General features: G+C 61.2%; 19 protein-coding genes. 11 read left to right on the plus strand and 8 right to left on the minus strand.

The window, feature by feature from the left end:
* Positions 1-39: 39 nt before the first annotated feature.
* The 5 genes from tgt to coaD form a co-directional block, all read right to left on the minus strand.
* Positions 40-1,170 (minus strand): tRNA guanosine(34) transglycosylase Tgt, encoded by a 1,131-nt coding sequence (gene tgt, locus ACQKP1_RS10230; protein WP_427275136.1) that lies wholly within the window; start codon positions 1,168-1,170, stop codon positions 40-42.
* 3 nt (positions 1,171-1,173) lie between these two features.
* Positions 1,174-2,268 carry a tRNA preQ1(34) S-adenosylmethionine ribosyltransferase-isomerase QueA gene (queA, locus tag ACQKP1_RS10235; protein WP_427275137.1) on the minus strand — a complete coding sequence of 365 codons (1,095 nt, stop codon included), beginning with the start codon at positions 2,266-2,268 and terminating at the stop codon, positions 1,174-1,176.
* A 92-nt stretch (positions 2,269-2,360) separates the two neighbouring features.
* Positions 2,361-2,870: a peptidylprolyl isomerase gene (locus ACQKP1_RS10240; RefSeq protein ID WP_427275138.1), complete on the minus strand. Its 510-nt coding sequence runs from the start codon at positions 2,868-2,870 to the stop codon at positions 2,361-2,363.
* A 40-nt stretch (positions 2,871-2,910) separates the two neighbouring features.
* Positions 2,911-3,480 carry a peptidylprolyl isomerase gene (locus tag ACQKP1_RS10245; protein ID WP_427275139.1) on the minus strand — a complete coding sequence of 190 codons (570 nt, stop codon included), beginning with the start codon at positions 3,478-3,480 and terminating at the stop codon, positions 2,911-2,913.
* 27 nt (positions 3,481-3,507) lie between these two features.
* Positions 3,508-4,002: a pantetheine-phosphate adenylyltransferase gene (coaD, locus tag ACQKP1_RS10250; protein ID WP_427275140.1), complete on the minus strand. Its 495-nt coding sequence runs from the start codon at positions 4,000-4,002 to the stop codon at positions 3,508-3,510.
* Positions 4,003-4,212: 210 nt separating this feature from the next.
* Here coaD and ACQKP1_RS10255 point away from each other — a divergent pair, with 210 nt between their 5' ends.
* The 3 genes from ACQKP1_RS10255 to ACQKP1_RS10265 all read left to right on the plus strand — a co-directional run bounded on the left by ACQKP1_RS10255 (position 4,213) and on the right by ACQKP1_RS10265 (position 4,801).
* The gene (locus ACQKP1_RS10255) at positions 4,213-4,371 is read left to right on the plus strand and encodes a hypothetical protein (protein WP_203016157.1); all 159 of its coding nucleotides are present in this window, start codon (positions 4,213-4,215) and stop codon (positions 4,369-4,371) included.
* 83 nt (positions 4,372-4,454) lie between these two features.
* Positions 4,455-4,607, plus strand: coding sequence for a hypothetical protein (locus ACQKP1_RS10260; protein WP_157790736.1), 153 nt, complete (start codon positions 4,455-4,457; stop codon positions 4,605-4,607).
* 59 nt (positions 4,608-4,666) lie between these two features.
* A complete protein-coding gene (locus ACQKP1_RS10265; RefSeq protein WP_006727707.1) occupies positions 4,667-4,801 on the plus strand; it encodes a hypothetical protein in 135 nt (44 codons plus the stop codon).
* A gap of 172 nt (positions 4,802-4,973) precedes the next feature.
* Here the strand turns inward: ACQKP1_RS10265 and gyrA are convergent, their stop codons facing one another.
* The gene (gene gyrA / locus ACQKP1_RS10270; protein WP_427275141.1) at positions 4,974-7,793 is read right to left on the minus strand and encodes a DNA gyrase subunit A; all 2,820 of its coding nucleotides are present in this window, start codon (positions 7,791-7,793) and stop codon (positions 4,974-4,976) included.
* A gap of 195 nt (positions 7,794-7,988) precedes the next feature.
* On the opposite strand from gyrA, the gene ACQKP1_RS10275 reads away from it, so the two are divergent.
* Complete coding sequence (locus tag ACQKP1_RS10275; RefSeq protein WP_427275142.1) at positions 7,989-8,618, plus strand: MarC family protein; 630 nt, start codon at positions 7,989-7,991, stop codon at positions 8,616-8,618.
* A gap of 124 nt (positions 8,619-8,742) precedes the next feature.
* Here ACQKP1_RS10275 and ACQKP1_RS10280 read toward each other — a convergent pair whose 3' ends face one another.
* Positions 8,743-9,288: a single-stranded DNA-binding protein gene (locus ACQKP1_RS10280; protein WP_006727710.1), complete on the minus strand. Its 546-nt coding sequence runs from the start codon at positions 9,286-9,288 to the stop codon at positions 8,743-8,745.
* A gap of 268 nt (positions 9,289-9,556) precedes the next feature.
* On the opposite strand from ACQKP1_RS10280, the gene uvrA reads away from it, so the two are divergent.
* The 5 genes from uvrA to ACQKP1_RS10305 all read left to right on the plus strand — a co-directional run bounded on the left by uvrA (position 9,557) and on the right by ACQKP1_RS10305 (position 15,676).
* Positions 9,557-12,478, plus strand: a complete 2,922-nt coding sequence (gene uvrA, locus ACQKP1_RS10285) for an excinuclease ABC subunit UvrA (RefSeq protein WP_203016161.1) — start codon at positions 9,557-9,559, stop codon at positions 12,476-12,478.
* Between the two features lie 3 nt (positions 12,479-12,481).
* A complete protein-coding gene (locus tag ACQKP1_RS10290; protein ID WP_427275143.1) occupies positions 12,482-12,808 on the plus strand; it encodes a DUF4258 domain-containing protein in 327 nt (108 codons plus the stop codon).
* Entirely contained in the window at positions 12,805-13,062 is a 258-nt protein-coding gene (locus ACQKP1_RS10295; protein ID WP_427275144.1) for a hypothetical protein, read from the plus strand. The genes ACQKP1_RS10290 and ACQKP1_RS10295 overlap by 4 nt, the downstream gene beginning before the upstream one ends.
* Positions 13,059-13,862 (plus strand): DUF72 domain-containing protein, encoded by an 804-nt coding sequence (locus tag ACQKP1_RS10300; protein ID WP_427275145.1) that lies wholly within the window; start codon positions 13,059-13,061, stop codon positions 13,860-13,862. The genes ACQKP1_RS10295 and ACQKP1_RS10300 overlap by 4 nt, the downstream gene beginning before the upstream one ends.
* A gap of 152 nt (positions 13,863-14,014) precedes the next feature.
* The gene (locus tag ACQKP1_RS10305; protein ID WP_427275146.1) at positions 14,015-15,676 is read left to right on the plus strand and encodes a Na/Pi cotransporter family protein; all 1,662 of its coding nucleotides are present in this window, start codon (positions 14,015-14,017) and stop codon (positions 15,674-15,676) included.
* A gap of 25 nt (positions 15,677-15,701) precedes the next feature.
* Here the strand turns inward: ACQKP1_RS10305 and ACQKP1_RS10310 are convergent, their stop codons facing one another.
* Entirely contained in the window at positions 15,702-17,192 is a 1,491-nt protein-coding gene (locus ACQKP1_RS10310) for an NAD(P)H-hydrate dehydratase (RefSeq protein WP_427275147.1), read from the minus strand.
* A gap of 351 nt (positions 17,193-17,543) precedes the next feature.
* On the opposite strand from ACQKP1_RS10310, the gene ACQKP1_RS10315 reads away from it, so the two are divergent.
* Both ACQKP1_RS10315 and glnA read left to right on the plus strand, forming a co-directional pair.
* Positions 17,544-17,882 carry a P-II family nitrogen regulator gene (locus ACQKP1_RS10315; RefSeq protein ID WP_006727717.1) on the plus strand — a complete coding sequence of 113 codons (339 nt, stop codon included), beginning with the start codon at positions 17,544-17,546 and terminating at the stop codon, positions 17,880-17,882.
* Positions 17,883-17,944: 62 nt separating this feature from the next.
* Positions 17,945-19,354, plus strand: coding sequence for a type I glutamate--ammonia ligase (gene glnA, locus ACQKP1_RS10320; RefSeq protein WP_006727718.1), 1,410 nt, complete (start codon positions 17,945-17,947; stop codon positions 19,352-19,354).
* The last annotated feature ends 7 nt before the right edge of the window (positions 19,355-19,361 follow it).

Consider the following 19,361-nt stretch of genomic DNA (forward strand, 5'->3'; position numbering starts at 1 on the left):
AGATGGGTGGGCGGCATGACCGCCTTGCCCTGACGTAGATCAGACCGGGTCGATATCGCCGCGTGCCCACATCTCGATAGTCTCCGCCTTGAAGTCCTCGAAGCGGTCTTCCGCGATCGCTTGGCGGATGCCTTGCATCAGTTCCTGATAGTAGCTGAGGTTGTTCCAGGACAAGAGCATGCCGCCGAGCGCTTCATTGGAACGCACGAGGTGATGCAGATAGGCGCGCGAGTAGTCGCGGGTCGCCGGGCAGGACGACTGCTCGTCGAGCGGGCGCATGTCTTCAGCGTGGCGGGCATTGCGGATATTGATCTTGCCGCGTCGGGTGAAGGCGAGACCATGGCGGCCGGAGCGGGTCGGCATGACGCAGTCGAACATGTCGATGCCTTCGGCGACCGATTTCAGCATATCGTCAGGCGTGCCGACGCCCATGAGGTAACGCGGCTTTTCGGTGGGAAGCACCGGCAGCGTGATGCGCAGCATGTCGAGCATGACGGCCTGCGGTTCGCCGACGGCAAGACCACCGATCGAATAGCCCTTGAGATCCAACTGCTTCAGGCCCTCTGCCGAGCGGATGCGCAGTGCCGGCTGGTCACCGCCCTGGACGATGCCGAATATGGCCTTGCCGGGCTGGTTGCCGAAAGCGACGCGGCAACGTTCGGCCCAGCGCAGCGACAATTCCATGGCGCGTTCGATCTCGCGCGGCTCGTTCGGCAGCGCCACGCATTCGTCGAGCTGCATCTGGATGTCGCTGTCGAGCAGGCCCTGGATCTCGATCGAGCGCTCCGGCGACATGTGGTGCAGCGAGCCATCGACATGGCTCTTGAAGGTGACACCCTGCTCATCGAGCTTGCGCAGGCCCGACAGCGACATGACCTGGAAGCCGCCTGAATCGGTCAGGATCGGGCCGGGCCAGCGGATCAGTTCATGCAGGCCGCCGAGGCGGGCGACGCGTTCCGGGCCGGGGCGCAGCATCAGGTGATAGGTATTGCCGAGGATGATGTCGGCACCGCCTTCCTTCACCTGATCAAGATACATCGCCTTGACCGTGCCGACGGTTCCAACAGGCATGAAGGCCGGCGTGCGGATCGTGCCGCGCGGCATGGTGATCTCGCCGAGGCGCGCCTTGCCACTGGTGGCCTTGAGATTGAAGGTAAAATTCTCGGACATCGGTCAGTCGTCTTTCCGGAAGAGAAGGCTGGAATCGCCATAGGAGTAGAAGCGGTAGCCGGTCTCGATGGCGTGGGCATAAGCCTGGCGCATCGTGTCGAGGCCGGCAAATGCGGACACCAGCATGAAGAGCGTGGATTTGGGCAGGTGGAAATTGGTCATCAGCAGGTCCACCGCCTTGAAGCGATAGCCGGGCGTGATGAAGATGCCGGTGGCGCCGGACCAGGCGGGGATGGTGCCATCGTCGAGCGCTGCACTTTCGAGCAGGCGCAGCGAGGTGGTGCCGACGGCGATGATGCGGTTGCCTCGGGCGCGCACGGCATTGAGCGCGGCGGCCGTCGAAGGCGAGATATAGCCGATCTCCTCGTGCATCTTGTGTTCGGCGGTATCATCCGCCTTGACGGGGAGAAAGGTGCCAGCGCCGACATGCAGCGTGACGAAATGGCGCTCGACACCGGAGGCGTCGAGTTTCGCGAACAGATCGGGCGTGAAATGCAGGCCGGCGGTCGGGGCCGCAACCGCCCCTTCCTCGCGGGCATAAATGGTCTGGTAGTCGGTGCGATCCTGTCCGTCCTCCGGCCGCTTGGCGGCGATGTAGGGCGGAAGCGGGATATGGCCGACGGTGGCAATCGCCTGGTCGAGATCGGGGCCCGAGAGGTCGAAGGCGAGGTCGATCTCACCGGCTTCGCCCTTCTCGGCGACGGTCGCAACCAGCGCTCCCGCGAGGCATGCGGCACTGTCGCCCTGCCCCACACCGAAATCGATGCGATCACCCTGCTTGATGCGCTTGCCGGGCTTGGCAAAGGCCTTCCATCTGGAGGCACCAACCCGCATATGCAGCGTGCAGGAGACCGCGATCTCTTCCGCGCCGTCACGATGGCGGATGCCTTCGAGTTGGGCCGGGATAACCTTTGTGTCGTTGAAGACCAGCGCATCGCCAGGTCTCAGGAACGACGGCAGGTCGTAAACATGGTGGTCTTCCAGAACTGGCTCAGCCTCCGGCCGGACAACAAGGAAACGTGCATGATCCCGCGGGCTTGCGGGCCTGAGCGCAATGTTGTCGTCCGGAAGATCGAAGTCGAAGAAGTCTACACGCATCGCTGTCTGTCAGAGTGTGGGTGGAATATCTGAACGCGAAAACCCGCCCAGGTGCCAGGCACCGAGGCGGGCTTCGTGTGGCTTTAAGCCGATCAGGCGTCGGCGGCAACCTTCATCGAGACGATTGAATCGGGGTCGCTGACGGGCTCGCCCTTCTTGATCTGGTCGATGACGTCCATGCCTTCAATGACCTGGCCCCAGACGGAATACTGCTTGTTCAGCCACGGTGCATCGGTGAAGCAGACGAAGAACTGCGAGTTGGCCGAGTTCGGGCTCTGCGAGCGCGCCATGGAGCAGGTGCCGCGAACATGCGGCGTGGCCGAAAATTCGGCCTTCAGGTCCGGCTTGTCCGAGCCGCCCATGCCGGCGCGGCCAGGGTTGAAGTCCGAGCCGCCCTTCTTGCCGAACTTCACGTCGCCGGTCTGCGCCATGAAGTCAGGGATGACGCGGTGGAAGACAACGCCGTCATAGGCGCCTTCACGCGACAGTTCCTTGATGCGGGCGACATGGCCAGGGGCCAGATCCGGGAAGAGCGCGATGACGACCTTACCCTTGGTGGTTTCCATCAGGATGGTGTTTTCCGGATCCTTGATCTCGGCCATGGTGTTTCTCCTTGGATTGGGGCGTTGAGCCCTTTTGATATCAATTGCGGCCGACAGTGACCTTGACCATGCGGTCCGGATCAGTGACTTCGCCGTTGCCGCCTTCGCCGCGCTTGATCTTGTCGACATATTCCATGCCGGACACGACCTTGCCGACGACCGTGTACTGGCCGTTCAGGAAGCCGCCTTCGGCAAACATGATGAAGAACTGCGAATTGGCAGAGTTCGGGTCCTGGCTGCGCGCCATGCCGACCGTGCCGCGCTCGAAGGGAACGCTCGAGAATTCAGCTTCGATGTCGGGCAGGCTCGAACCGCCGGTGCCGGCACGACCAGGCTCGAAGCCGTTTTCCATGTCGCCGAACTGTACGTCACCGGTCTGGGCCATGAAGCCCTCGATCACGCGGTGAAAGGCGACATTGTCGTATTCGCCCTTGGAAGCGAGTTCCTTGATCTGTGCGACATGCTTCGGTGCAACGTCAGGCATCAGCTGGATCAAGACCGGGCCGTCCTTCAGCTGGATGGTCAGGAAGTCCTCGTTGGACTGAGCCTGGGCGGAGCCGAAGCCGGCTACAGCCAGGAGAAATGCGGTTGCGAGTTGGACGAGCTTCATGATCACTCCCGTTCTAAAAATTGCGGCTCAGCGGCCGTATCTGGAATTGAGGGCGGCAAGCACCGGCGCGGGTACGAAGGCACCGACATCGCCACCCATTGCGGCGATCTGGCGAACCAATGTGGCCGTTATGGGCCGCGAGGCGGTGGCCGCCGGCAAGAAGACGGTCTGCACGTCGGGCCCCATGGTCGCATTCATGCCGGCAAGCTGCATTTCGTAGTCGAAATCGGTCCCGTCGCGCAGGCCGCGCACCATGATGCGCGCGCCATGCCGGCGGGCGGCATCGACTGCGAGATCCGCAAAGGACACCACCTCGAGGTCCTCTGCCCTGTCAGGCAGAACCGCGGCCAGTGATTCACGGATCAGATCGGCGCGCTCTTCATAGGCGAACAGCGGCGTCTTTCCCGGATGCGTCCCGATCGCGACCACCAGGCGATCGGCGATGTTCAACGCCTGAACGAGTACGTCCAGGTGGCCGTTGGTCATCGGATCGAAAGAGCCAGGATAAAATGCGGTCGCCATGAGAACCCGTCTGTTGGTTTCGCCCGCCTTTTGTCACGGAAGCCGGCTGATCGCAAGCACTCTGAGAGCGGGCCTTTGTCACGCCTTCATCGACCCGGGCACCCGGCCAGACCGCTGAACCGCAGATGAACACGCCATTCAAGGGCGCTTCAGGCCAATCGCGATAGGTTTGTATCGTCAACCAAACCGAGACAGACCAAGGACGTCCCCATGCTCGCTCTTCTGATCGCTTCCGCCATCGCTGCGTCTCTGCTTATCGAACTTGGACTGATGGTTGCACGGGACTGGATGGAGCAGTCGCCGCTGGATTGCGAAGATGAACGCCAGATGAACAGGACGTTCAAGAGGACTTCAGGCATCGCCCGATAAACCTCTTCCTACACTGTGCGGGAACTATTTCCGCACGCAAGCATTTTACGGCAGCGAATGCCGGCATTCAAAGGACTAAAGCAATGCATGACAAGGTTACCCTGATCAACCTCGTATGGATGATGATGATGACTGCCATGGTTGCCACCTCTGCAACCTTTTACGTCAAGGACAGCAGTGACGCTGCATTCTACGGCCCCCCGATGACGGCCCGTTACCATAGCTTCGGCCATTAATCGGAAGTGAGTTTTCGCCGCTAGAAACGCAACGCCACGCTGAGAAAGAAAGGAATGACATGTTTATCACCCTGTCCGTTCTGGCTGCTTTGATCAGCGGCATGTTCGTAGCCTCAGTCGCCTCTGCGATCACGGCACTGAAGCGCGAAAACGACGATTTCCGGGCCATGATGGAGCGCCGCAAGGCATTCTGAGACCGATCCCAAGCGGTCACAGTCGGTGGATCCACACGCCGGCCCCAAAATAAGACCGCATCGAACTTGATGCAGACCTCCAGCAAAAAGCCCGCTCGGATCCAAGTTCCGGCGGGCTTTTCGTTTGTCGATTGACGAATGGAGAAACCGGCCCTTGCGGGCCGGCTTAACATCATTCCGTCGGGGTCTCGCTACCGCCCTCGCCGCTTGCGTCTTCAGCCGGAGCAATCGTGCTCTCGGCGTCAACCTCGGCGTTCTCTGCCGCCTCAGCGATCTCGTCGTCACTTTCCGGCTCGGTGATCCGCTCGACCGAAACAACCTTCTCATCCTTCGCAGTCGAGAAGATCGTCACGCCCTTGGTGGCGCGGCTGGCGATGCGGATGCCATTGACCGGCACGCGGATCAGCTGTCCGCCATCCGAGACGAGCATAAGCTGGTCTGTCTCCTCGACCGGGAAGGCCGCAACCAATTCGCCGATCTCCGCAGTCTTCGACGTGTCGGTGGCGCGGATGCCCTTGCCGCCACGGCCCGAGGTGCGGAAATCGTAGGACGAGGAGCGCTTGCCGAAGCCCTTCTCGGAGACCGTGAGCACGAACTGCTCGCGGGCCTTGAGCTCCTGATAGCGCTCTTCCGAAAGTTCGCCCTCAGCGCCGACTTCTTCGCCGACGAGCGCGATATCGTCCTCATCAACGCCCATGGCGCGACGCTCGGCGGCAGAGCGCTTGAGATAGGCCGCACGCTGCCATGGTTCGGCATCGACGTGCGCAAGAATGGTCATCGAGATCAGACGGTCGCCATCGGCCAGCGTCAGGCCGCGCACGCCGATCGAGTTGCGGCCGGCAAAGACGCGCACTTCGTCGACCGGGAAGCGGATCGCCTGGCCAAGCGCCGTCGTCAGCAGCACGTCGTCATGTTCGGTGCAGGTCTCCACGCCGAGGATCTGGTCGCCCTCCTCCTCGAGCTTCATCGCGATCTTGCCGTTGCGGTTGACCTGGATGAAGTCCGAAAGCTTGTTGCGGCGAACCGTGCCACGGGTCGTCGAGAACATGACGTCGAGATTGCCCCAGCTTGCCTCGTCCTCAGGCAGCGGCATGATCGAGGTGATGCGCTCGCCGGGCTCCAGCGGGAACATGTTAATCATCGCCTTGCCGCGCGAGGTTGGCGTGCCGATCGGCAGGCGCCAGACCTTTTCCTTGTAGACGATGCCGCGCGACGAGAAGAACAGAACCGGCGTATGGGTGTTGGCGACGAACAGGCGGGTCGCGAAATCCTCGTCCTTCATCGCCATACCAGAGCGACCCTTGCCGCCGCGGCGCTGGGCACGGTAGGTCGTGAGCGGCACGCGCTTGATGTAGCCGGCATGCGAAACGGTGACCACCATCTCTTCACGGGCGATCAGGTCCTCGTCGTCCATATCGGGACCGCCATCGACGATCTGCGTGCGACGAGGCGTGCCGAATTCATCGCGGATCGCCTTGAATTCATCCTTGACGATCTGCTGGATGCGGATACGCGACGACAGGATGTCGAGATAATCCGAAATCTCGGCGCCGATCTTGTTCAGCTCTTCATCGATTTCGTCGCGTCCAAGTGCCGTCAGGCGAGCGAGGCGAAGTTCGAGAATGGCGCGGGCCTGCTCATCCGAGAGATTGTAGGTCAGATCCTCGTTGATCCGGTGACGCGGATCGTCGATCAGGCGGATCAACGATTCCACGTCATGAGCCGGCCAGCGGCGCGTCATCAGCTGCTCGCGCGCGGTTGCCGGATCCGGCGCCTTGCGGATCAGCGCAATGACTTCATCGATATTGGCGACGGCGATCGCGAGACCGACCAAGACATGCGCGCGTTCGCGGGCCTTGCGCAGCAGGTATTTCGTGCGGCGGCTAACGACTTCCTCGCGGAAGTTGACGAAGGCGCGCAGCATGTCGAGTAGCGTCAGCTGCTCCGGCTTACCACCATTCAGCGCCACCATGTTGCAGCCGAAAGACGTCTGCAGCGGAGTGTAACGATAGAGCTGATTCAGAATGACATCGGCATTGGCGTCGCGCTTCAACTCGATGACGACGCGGTAGCCGTCGCGGTCGGATTCGTCGCGGAGGTCCGAGATGCCCTCAATGCGCTTTTCGCGCACGAGTTCGGCCATCTTCTCGATCATCGTCGACTTGTTCACCTGATACGGAATCTCGGTGATGATGATCTGCTCGCGGTCGCCGCGCATGGGCTCGACGCGGGCGACACCGCGCTGGACCACGGAGCCACGGCCCGTCTCATAAGCAGACCGGATGCCCGAACGACCGAGGATCATCGAGCCAGTCGGGAAGTCGGGACCCGGAATGATCTGCATCAGTTCCGGCAGTTCGATCGCCGGGTTGTCGATCAGTGCCGTGCAGCCGTCGAGAACCTCAACCAGGTTGTGCGGCGGGATGTTCGTCGCCATGCCGACGGCGATACCGCCCGCACCATTGACCAGAAGGTTCGGGAACTTCGCGGGAACGACGACCGGCTCCGACATCGTGCCGTCATAGTTGTCGCGGAAATCGACCGTTTCCTTGTCGAGGTCGTCGAGCAGCGCGTGCGAGACCTTCTGAAGGCGGCATTCCGTGTAACGCTGGGCGGCCGGCGGGTCGCCGTCGACAGAGCCGAAATTGCCCTGGCCGTCGATGAGCGGCATGCGCAGCGACCAGGGCTGCGCCATACGGGCGAGCGCGTCATAGATCGCAGCATCGCCATGCGGGTGATACTTACCCATGACGTCACCGGTGACGCGGGCGCTCTTGACGTATTTCTTGTTCCAGTCGAGGCCGAGCTCGTTCATGCCGTAAAGGATACGGCGGTGCACGGGCTTGAGCCCGTCACGCACATCGGGAAGTGCGCGGCTCACGATGACGCTCATCGCGTAATCGAGATAGGACCGCTGCATTTCCTCCATGATGGAAATAGGCTCGATGCCTTGCGGGAACTTGCCGCCGCCGGGAGTGCTTTGCTCAGTCAAATCAGGTCACGATCTCTGTTCGGAATCACTGGGAAATCTATAGCGGAACATACGCGAAAGCGCCAATTTCGAGCCCGGTTATAAACAGGCTTTTACGGCCTGGGAAAGGCATTTTCCTCAATATCTTGGGTGCGCCGCTTGCAAGCCTACCAGCGCTTCGGCTTTATGCATGCTTGGACAGGAGAAAGATACACCATGGCGATGACCGAAACGATGATCAGCGCGCTGACGACCCTGCTGGTCACCGTCGATCCGCCGGGGCTTGCCCCGCTCTTCCTCGGCCTCACCCAGGGCATGACCCGCGCGCAGCGCCAGCAGGTCGCCATTCGCGGCTCCGTGATGGGTTTCGCCATCCTGACCGTCTTTGCGCTGTTCGGCGCCACCATTCTCGGCGCGCTCGGCATCTCCATGGGCGCCTTCCGCATCGCCGGCGGCTTGATGCTGTTTGCCATTGCCTTCGAGATGATCTTCGAGAAGCGCAACGAGCGGAAGGAAAAGACGACAGGCGATGCCATCACCAAGGATCACATCCACAACCTCGCGGTCTTTCCGCTCGCCATTCCGCTGATCGCAGGCCCCGGCGCCATATCGGCCACCGTGCTGATCTCAGGCACGATGGACGGATGGATCGGCAAGCTGCAGCTGATTGCCGTCATCGCCGTGGTGCTCGGCCTGGTCTTGGTGTCGCTCTACCTCGCCGAAAGACTGAACAAGTTCCTCGGCGTGACTGGCCGCGCGCTGCTGACGCGTCTGCTGGGCGTGCTGCTGGCCGCGCTTTCGGTCCAGTTTGTCGTCGATGGCGTGAAGTCCGCCTTCGCTGGCTGACAGGCCCCGAAGGCAATTCGCCAATTGCCGACCCACCTTCGGACAGGCGACTTGCAGACCAGTATTGACCGCAAATGATTATGGGGGCCGTAGCCCCCATTTTTCATCAAGTCCGCTCTGGTTCTCAGAACGGAATGTCGTCGTCCAGGTCACGCGAGAAGCCGCCGGAAGGAGCGCTGCCGCCACGGCTTGCGCCGCCCGACGCGCCGCCACGCGAAGGCGCCGGCGAACCGTAACCGCCGTCATAGCCACCACCGCCGCCACCGTAATCGGCACCGCCGAAGTCATTGCCGCCACGCGAGGCTCCGCCGCCATCACCGCGACCGCCGAGCATGGTCAGATTGCCGTTGAAGCCCTGCAGAACGACTTCCGTCGAATAACGGTCGGCACCGCTCTGGTCCTGCCACTTGCGGGTCTGGAGCTGGCCCTCGATGTAAACGGTCGAGCCCTTCTTCAGATACTGTTCGGCGACCTTGCAGAGACCTTCGTTGAAGATCACGACCGAATGCCATTCGGTCTTTTCCTTGCGTTCGCCGCTGTTCTTGTCGCGCCAGGTTTCCGAAGTCGCGATGCGCAGGTTGGCGATCGGCCGTCCGTCCTGGGTCCGGCGGATTTCGGGATCGGCACCGAGATTGCCGATCAGAATGACCTTGTTGACGCTACCAGCCATGACACTCACCTTACTGCCGCGCCGCCGCGGCGTTCAAAATCCAATCAAATGCCACCTTATCCCATCCGTTCCCGCGAGTGGGAGAACAGGCGGCTAAATCCACAGCGAAAATGTTCTTTATTTGTTCTAGTATTTCTCTATGATCCTGTCAACAGAATCGAAATTCCACAGCCGGTGCGCCTTGTGCCTCGACTCAAGGGCGCGGTTGCCTACATAAGGACAGTTCTCCCAAGGACAGTCCCCTTCCCTTTGCCGATCAGAGCCTGACATGAGCGAACTCAAGACCATTTCCATCCGTGGTGCGCGCGAGCACAATCTGAAGGGCGTCGACCTCGATCTGCCGCGCAACAGCCTGATCGTGATGACCGGGCTGTCCGGCTCAGGCAAGTCGTCGCTCGCCTTCGACACGATCTATGCAGAGGGGCAGCGGCGCTATGTCGAGAGCCTCTCGGCCTATGCCCGCCAGTTCCTCGAGATGATGCAGAAGCCCGACGTCGACCAGATCGAGGGTCTTTCGCCGGCGATCTCGATCGAGCAGAAGACGACCTCGCGCAACCCGCGCTCGACGGTCGGCACGGTCACCGAGATCTACGACTACATGCGCCTGCTGTTTGCGCGTGTCGGCGTTCCCTATTCGCCGGCGACGGGCTTGCCGATCGAGAGCCAGACGGTGAGCCAGATGGTCGACCGGATCCTCGCTTACGAGGAAGGCACCCGTCTCTACATCCTCGCGCCGATGATCCGGGGTCGCAAGGGCGAGTACAAAAAGGAACTCGCCGAGTTGATGAAGAAGGGTTTCCAGCGCGTCAAGATCGACGGGCAGTTCTACGAGATCGCCGAGGCGCCGACGCTCGACAAGAAATACAAGCACGACATCGACGTGGTGGTCGACCGTGTCGTGGTGCGCCCTGACATCGCGAGCCGACTGGCCGACAGTCTGGAGACCTGCCTCAGGCTCGCCGACGGGTTGGCGGTCGCCGAGTTTGCAGACAAGCCGCTGCCACCGGAGGAAACGTCGGCCGGCGGTTCGGCCAACAAGTCGCTGAACGAAACGCACGAACGCGTCCTGTTCTCCGAGAAATTTGCCTGCCCCGTTTCCGGCTTTACCATTCCGGAAATCGAGCCGCGTCTCTTCTCCTTCAACAATCCCTTCGGCGCCTGCCCGACCTGCGACGGTCTCGGGTCGCAGCAGAAGATCGATGAGGCGCTGATCGTTCCCGAAGTGCATCGCAAGCTGAGCGACGGGGCGATCGCGCCCTGGGCCAAATCCAGCTCGCCCTATTACAACCAGACCTTGGAAGCGCTGGGCAAGGCCTTCGGCTTCAAGCTGACCTCGAAATGGTCTGACCTGTCGGAAGCAGCGCAGAAGGCGATCCTGCACGGCACGGAAGAGAAGATCGACTTCCATTATGCCGACGGCGCACGGTCCTACACGACGACGAAGACCTTCGAAGGCATCGTGCCGAACCTCGAGCGGCGCTGGAAGGAGACCGACAGCGCCTGGGCCCGCGAGGAGATCGAGCGTTTCATGTCGGCCGCCCCCTGCCCGGCCTGCAACGGCTTCCGCCTGAAGCCGGAGGCACTCGCCGTCAAGATCAATGGCTTGCATATCGGCCAGGTAACCGAGATGGCGATCCGCAATGCCGGCTCGTGGTTCGAGGACCTCCCGGCCAAGCTGACCGACAAGCAGAACGAGATCGCCGTACGTATCCTGAAAGAGATCCGCGAGCGCCTGCGCTTCCTCAACGACGTCGGCCTCGACTATCTCTCGATGTCGCGCAATTCCGGTACGCTGTCAGGCGGCGAAAGCCAGCGCATTCGTCTGGCATCGCAGATCGGCTCCGGCCTGACGGGTGTCCTCTATGTGCTGGACGAGCCATCGATCGGCCTCCATCAGCGTGACAATGCGCGACTGCTCGACACGCTGAAACATCTGCGAGACATCGGCAATACCGTGATCGTCGTCGAGCATGACGAGGATGCGATCCTGACCGCCGATTATGTCGTCGATATCGGCCCGGCAGCCGGCATTCATGGCGGCCAGGTGATCGCTCAGGGCTCGCCGCAGGACGTGATGGCCAATCCGAAATCGCTGACGGGCAAGTACCTCACCGGCGAAATGGGTGTGAGTGTCCCTGCTCAGCGGCGCAAGCCGAAAAAGGGCCAGCAGATCAAGGTCGTTGGCGCCAAAGGCAACAACCTGAAAAACGTCACGGCGGCGATCCCGCTCGGCGTGTTCACCGCAGTCACTGGCGTATCCGGTGGTGGCAAGTCGACCTTCCTGATCGAGACGCTCTACAAGGCAGCGGCCCGTCGCGTCATGGGTGCGCGCGAAAATCCGGCTGAGCACGAGCGCATCGACGGCTTCGAGTTCATCGACAAGGTCATCGACATCGACCAGTCACCGATCGGGCGCACGCCGAGGTCGAACCCGGCCACCTATACGGGCGCCTTCACGCCGATCCGCGACTGGTTCACCGGGCTTCCGGAAGCCAAGGCACGCGGCTATCAGGCCGGGCGCTTCTCGTTCAACGTCAAGGGCGGACGCTGCGAGGCCTGCCAGGGCGACGGCGTGATCAAGATCGAGATGCACTTCCTGCCGGACGTCTACGTCACCTGCGACGTGTGCCATGGCAAGCGCTACAACCGTGAGACCCTCGACGTAACCTTCAAGGGCAAGTCGATTGCCGACGTGCTGGATATGACGGTCGAGGAAGGCGTCGAATTCTTCCAGGCGGTTCCGGCGGTGCGCGACAAGCTGCAGGCGCTGTTCGATGTTGGCCTCGGCTATATCAAGGTCGGCCAGCAGGCGAACACCCTGTCCGGGGGCGAAGCGCAACGCGTCAAGCTCGCCAAGGAGTTGTCGAAGCGCTCGACCGGCCGCACGCTCTACATTCTCGACGAGCCGACCACCGGTCTGCATTTCCACGATGTGGCCAAGCTTCTGGAAATGCTGCAGGAGCTGGTGAACCAGGGCAACAGTGTCGTGGTCATCGAGCACAATCTCGAGGTCATCAAGACGGCCGACTACATCATCGACTTCGGTCCGGAAGGTGGCGATGGCGGCGGCCAGATCGTCGCCCAGGGCACGCCCGAAGAGGTGGTGAAGGTCGAGGCGTCCTATACGGGGCAGTTCCTCAAGGAGCTGCTGGAGCGGCGCCCGATGAAGAAGGTGCAGGCAGCGGAGTAACGGATGAGCGAAACACTTCAGCGCATCGTCAGCCTCATCGGCGACAGAAAGCTAAGGGTTTCTGCTCATGCGTTACAGAAGCTGATTGCCGATGGTATTTTGATTGAGCCACTGATCGAAGGGATTTCAGAGGCTATCCTCGTCGAGGACTATCCTGATTATTTCAAGGGACCTGCTGTGCTGGTCTTGCAGTTCGACACACAGGGAATGCCTATTCATCTGGTTTGGGGCCTCCCGGCAGGCGCTCAAGAGCCTGCCGTTCTGGTGACAGCCTATCGTCCCGATCCGGATCGTTGGACGGATCATTTTTCGCGGAGGATCGTGAGATGACAACGACGCTACAGATGGTGCGGGAGGGAGATTTCGCGGTCGAGGTTTTAGTCACGATGGATGATGCAGCCGGTTCATGGGGGCTGTCTGTTGGCCTTGATGAGATCCGCAAACTCGATCGTGCGAGAGAGGCATTGCGACGTGGGGATCTGCCTGCCGCCGCGCGTGAAGGCCGGGTTTATCGCTTGATCCTTCAAGATGTCGGCCAGACCGCGGGATTTGGCGAAACTGAACAGGATGCATTCAAGCCATGACAAAGTCAGGTACGATCCGCACTGGCATCGGTGGCTGGACCTTCGATCCCTGGGACGACAGCTTTTACCCCTCCGATCTGCCGAAGAAGCGACAGCTCGACTATGCCAGCCGTCAGCTGACCGCGATTGAGGTCAACGGCACCTACTATTCCAGCCAGAAGCCGGCCACCTTCGCCAAATGGGCATCGGAGGTACCGGATGGTTTCGTCTTTTCGCTGAAAGCAAGCCGCTATTGCACCAATCGCAAGGTGCTGGCCGAGGCCGGTCCGTCGATCGAGAAATTCGTCAACCAGGGCATTGCCGAACTCGGGGATCATCTGGGGCCGATCCTCTGGCAGTTCATGGCGACGAAGAAGTTTGAGCCCGAGGATTTCGAGGCATTTCTGGCGCTTCTGCCGAAGACCCTGGAGGGCCGCGCCCTTACCCATGTCGTCGAGCCGCGTCATGCCTCCTTCCAGGTACCGGAATTCATCGAGATGCTGAGGCGCCATGGCGTGGCCGCCGTCTGTGCCGATCATCACGACTATCCGATGTTCGCCGATCCGACCGCCGACTTCGTCTATGCACGGCTGCAAGAGGGCACGGACGAGACCCCTACCTGTTACCCGTCGGCGGAACTCGATGCCTGGGCTGAACGGCTGAAGACCTACGCGGCAGGCGGTGTGCCCGACGATCTCCCGCTGATTGCGAAAGACCAGAAGTCAGAGGAAAAACCGCGTGACGTCTTTGCCTTCTTCATCTCCGGCGGCAAGGTCAATGCACCACGCGGCGCGATGGAGTTGCAAAAGAAGTTCGGCTGATTGCTCCAGCCGACTGACAGGCATCGATTTGTGACAATGGCGAATTTGGACTAGGCTCGGTCGCAGAGTCGCGGACAAGACCGCGACTTCGGCCGGCATGCTTCCCGTTTTGGACGTGCACGTCCATCATTGCGAATTTTCGGGGCACATTCATGTCGGGCATTGCCGTCTTCATTCATCTCGCCGGCGCCGTTGCGTTGCTTCTCTGGGCGACCCGCATGGTGCGCACCGGGATCGAGCGCGCCTATGGCGGCGTGTTGAAGGACAAGCTCCGGCATGCCGTCGGCAACCGCTTTTCGGCTGCCTTCGCGGGCTTTCTCTTTGCCGTGGCGCTGCAAAGCGCAACGGCCGTCGCATTGATCGTCTCGTCCTTTTCGGCGGCGGGTTATGTTTTGCCGGCCATGGGTGTCGCGACCCTGCTTGGTGCCGACTTCGGCTCGGCCTTTGTCGTGCGCATTCTGCGCTACGATCTCTCACTGCTTGTTCCCGTTCTGCTTCTCGCGGGCACCGTCGCCTTCCGGACATCCGAGGCGCGCGGCTGGCGACAGATCGGCCGCATCCTGTTCGGTCTCGGCCTGCTGCTCCTGTCCCTCAGACTGATCAGCGAGGCGTCGGAACCACTGCGCGAGAGCCGGATCCTGCCCGTTCTTTTCAACTATCTCGCCAGCGACTGGATCAGTGCCTTTGCGCTCGCGGCACTGCTCGCTTGGGCCTTTCATTCCAGCGTCGCCGCCGTCCTTCTGGTCGCCTCGCTCGCTGACCAGCATTTGTTGCCGGATGCGCTGATCATTCCGCTGGTGCTCGGCATCAATTTCGGCGCCGCCATTATCGCGGCACTGCTGACCAAGAATGCCGCGCCGAATGCCAGGATCGTGCCGCTCGGCAATGTCGTGATCCGCGGGATGATGACTTTGACCGCGCTCGCGGCCCAGTTTGTGTTTGCGATCAGCCCGACGGTCTTTGCCGCCCTTCCCGGAGATGCCGTCGTCATGGTGCATCTGGCGATGAACGGCGCTGTTCTGGTCCTTGGCCTGCCCTTTGCCGGCCTCGTGGCACGCCTTCTGGAGCGCATGCTCGCCCGCAGCGAAGAGCGCCCGGCCAATGACGATCGCCTTTCGGCCCTGAACGTTATGGATCTCGGCAATCCGCAGCAGGCGATCTCCAATGCGACCCGCGAAGTTCTGGCCGTCTGCGACAAGACCGAAGTCATGCTGGACGGTATCTTCGATCTCTTCGAGCATTGGGATCCAAAGAAGATGGAGCGGATTGAAACGCTCGACGACCAGATCGACACGATCCATCGCGACATCAAGTTCTACCTCGCCCGCATTTCCGCAACGGCCCTCGACCAGACCTCGGCCGCGCAATGCCAGAACCTCCTGGGCGCGACGATCAAGATCGAGCAGGCAGCCGACATCATCTCGCAGAACATGCTGACCCGCGCCCGCAAGAAGAAGGAGCGAAACGTCGCTTTCTCGGCCGAGGGCTGGGCAGAGCTCTGCGCCATGCACAACGAGGTGGTGCAGAACGCCCATCTCGCCTTCAACCTGCTCGTCACCCGCGATCTCGAGCATGCGCGCCAGCTTGTCGCCCGTAAGGAAGCGATCCGCAATCTGGTGAAGATCAGCGAGGAGAGTCATCTGCAGCGCCTGCGTCAGGGCAATGCCGCAAGTTTCGAATCGAGCTCGCTGCATATCGACACCATGCGCGATCTGAAGGAGATCAATTCCCTCTTCGTCTCGATCGCCTATCCTCTTCTCGAGGGCGAAGGCATGTTGCGGCGCAACCGACTCATGCAGCCGGCCGAGCTCTGAACGCTGAGGTGGGGGTCCTTAACGCCTAGTCAGGCTGGATATGGATGATCAGGTCTTCGGCCGTTAGCGTGCGACCGGCACGGAGCGCTGCCTGACCGTGCTGGTAGACAGCGGCACAGGCCGCCTCGAAAGCCGGCATCCCATTAGCCAGCCTCGCACCAATGATGCCGGCAAGCACGTCACCCGATCCTGCCGTTGCCAGAGTCGCTGGCGCCTTTTCCTCGAGGGCCGCGCGCCCGTCCGGTGCGGCAATCACGGTATCCGCTCCCTTGTAGATGACTATGCCGCCTAGTGCCCTCGCCGCCGCGAGTGCCTTTTCCACCTTGCCCAGGCTGCGGTCCGCTGCAATCTCCGGAAAAAGACGTGAAAACTCGCCCTCATGCGGCGTGACCACCAGCCGCGGCTCATCGGAACCGAAGATGGCGTTCAACCGTTCGGCAGCACCCACAAAAGCAGTAATTCCGTCGGCATCGAGGACAAGCTTGCGTCCGGCCTCGCCGATCATCTCCGCAAACGCGCGGGCACGCTGCCGATCACCGAAACCCGGGCCAAGCACGAACGTGGTGCGGCGCGTGTCGGCCACCCATTCCGAAAAATCGCCCGCATCGTCGATCGCGCTCAGCATGACCGCCGTCAAGTGGGCGGCATTGGTCGAGAGCGCCTCCGATGGGGATGCGAGCGTCACCAGTCCAGCTCCAGCCCGCAAAGCAGCCTCCGCAGAAAGGCGCCCTGCCCCCGTCGCCGTCTGCGGACCGGAAAACACAGTCACATGGCCACGGCGGTATTTGTGGTCATGCGCCGAACTGTGTCGAGCATGCCCCGCCCAGATCGCAGGACCGTTGATCCAGAGCGAACGAGCTTCAGCCCCGACGATCCTCCGGGGAATACCGATGTCGAAAACCTCGAGGCTCCCGCAATGAAGTCGTCCGGGCAGCAGCACATGACCGGGCTTCCTGGTCATGAAAGTCACAGTGTGACTTGCCTCGAAGGCTTCGCCCCTGCTCTCTCCCGTTGCCCCATCGATACCGGAGGGAAGGTCAACGGCCAGCACCGGCAGCCCCGCCTCGCCGATCGTGCGGATGAGTGCCTGCACGGTAGCAGGAAGTTCACGCGCCAGTCCTGCACCGAACAGCGCATCGATGATCACCTCGCCCGCTTTCGGTTCGAACCGCTCGATCGCCATCACCGGAAGTTTGCAAGCGGCCTGGGCGCGCGCGGCATCTCCCTTGAGCGCCGCCGTCTCCACCAGACTGTAGACGCAGACCTCGGCGCCTGCCCGTGCCAAGGCTGACGCCGCGACATATCCGTCGCCGCCATTGTTCCCTGGCCCGCACAGGATCACGAAACGAAGAGCCCCGGGAAAGTGGCGAAGTGCCGCTGCCGCGACCGCCTCACCCGCACGCAACATCAACCCGAAGCTATCGATCCCCGAGTTTGCGGCCGCCGCGTCGACGCGGGCCATGGCATCCGGTGGCAAGAGGATCTCGGGGTGGAGCTGGGTGCTGGGGCGGGTCATGGGTCAAGGTTAGAGCACAATCCACGCCTTGCGCAACGCTGCACGATTTTAGGCAGAGAAGATTGATGTCTTTCTATGCAAATGCCTATTTTGAAGGCTTGCGCATAACAAATTGCGCAAGGAGGCCAGCGGCTTAGTGATTTCGCTGCGCCCGAAAAAAGATTGGCGAAAATCGATATTTTGTAGGAAACGGGCTGGCTTTTCCGGTCATTTTGCAGGAGATTTGCCCTGTCGGACGGAGGAGGCGTCGGTTTTCGCGCGATTTTCGCGAAAAACTGGCACATTCCCTGCATCCAGCCCGGCGGGCGGGGCTCATCCTGCTTTACTGAGGAAGCGGAGAGAAATTTTCTCATGAAAAAGATCGAAGCGATCATCAAGCCTTTCAAGCTCGACGAAGTGAAGGAAGCCCTTCAGGAAGTCGGCTTGCAGGGTATCACCGTGACGGAAGCCAAGGGTTTCGGTCGCCAGAAGGGCCATACCGAGCTCTATCGCGGCGCCGAATATGTCGTGGACTTCCTGCCCAAGGTGAAGGTCGAAGTTGTACTGGCCGACGAAAACGTGGAGGCCGTCATCGACGCCATCCGCAATGCAGCCCAGACGGGCCGCATCGGCGACGGCAAAATCTTCGTTTCGAACGTCGAAGAAGTCGTCCGCATTCGAACCGGCGAAACCGGTATCGACGCCATCTAATCGGACCCGACACCAAGGGAGGTTGGGTTTAAATCGTCAGCTCACGCGAGGAACATAAGAATATGACGACCGCAAACGATATCCTGAAACAGATCAAGGACAACGACATCAAGTTCGTCGACCTGCGCTTTACCGATCCGAAGGGCAAGCTGCAGCACGTCACGATGGACATTGCCTGCGTCGACGAAGACATGTTCGCCGATGGCGTCATGTTCGACGGTTCCTCGATTGCCGGCTGGAAGGCCATCAACGAGTCCGACATGGTGCTGATGCCGGATCCGGCAACCGTCCACATGGACCCTTTCTTCGCACAGTCGACGATGGTCATCCTTTGCGACATCCTCGATCCGGTTTCGGGCGAAGCCTATAACCGTGACCCGCGCGGCACCGCCAAGAAGGCCGAAGCCTATCTCAAGGCATCGGGCATCGGTGACACCGTGTTCGTCGGTCCGGAAGCGGAATTCTTCGTCTTCGACGACGTGAAGTACAAGGCCGACCCCTACAACACCGGCTTCAAGCTCGATTCGACCGAGCTCCCGTCGAACGACGACACCGAATATGAAACCGGCAACCTCGGCCACCGTCCGCGCGTCAAGGGCGGCTACTTCCCGGTTCCGCCGATCGACAGCCTGCAGGACATGCGCTCCGAAATGCTGACGGTCCTCGGCGAAATGGGCGTCGTCGTCGAAAAGCACCACCACGAAGTGGCAGCTGCTCAGCACGAACTCGGCATCAAGTTCGACACCCTGGTGCGCAACGCCGACAAGATGCAGATCTACAAGTATGTCGTGCACCAGGTCGCCAATGCCTATGGTAAGACCGCGACCTTCATGCCGAAGCCGATCTTCGGCGACAACGGCTCGGGCATGCACGTGCACCAGTCGATCTGGAAGGACGGCAAGCCGACCTTCGCCGGCGACGAATATGCCGGCCTGTCCGAGAGCTGCCTCTACTACATCGGCGGCATCATCAAGCATGCCAAGGCACTCAATGCCTTCACCAATCCGTCGACCAACTCCTACAAGCGTCTGGTCCCGGGTTACGAAGCCCCGGTCCTGCTGGCCTATTCGGCCCGCAACCGCTCAGCGTCCTGCCGTATTCCCTTCGGCACCAACCCGAAGGCCAAGCGCGTCGAAGTCCGCTTCCCGGATCCGATGGCGAACCCCTACCTCGCCTTCGCTGCCATGCTGATGGCCGGCCTCGACGGCATCAAGAACAAGATCCATCCGGGCAAGGCCATGGACAAGGATCTCTACGACCTGCCGCCGAAGGAGCTGAAGAAGATCCCGACGGTCTGCGCCAGCTTGCGTGAAGCGCTTGAAAGCCTCGACAAGGATCGTAAGTTCCTGACCGCTGGCGGCGTGTTCGACGACGATCAGATCGATTCCTTCATCGAATTGAAGATGCAGGAAGTCATGCGCTTTGAAATGACCCCGCATCCGGTCGAATACGACATGTACTACTCGGCCTGATCATCAG

The organism is Allorhizobium sp. NPDC080224 (assembly GCF_050281005.1).
Lineage (GTDB): Bacteria > Pseudomonadota > Alphaproteobacteria > Rhizobiales > Rhizobiaceae > Allorhizobium.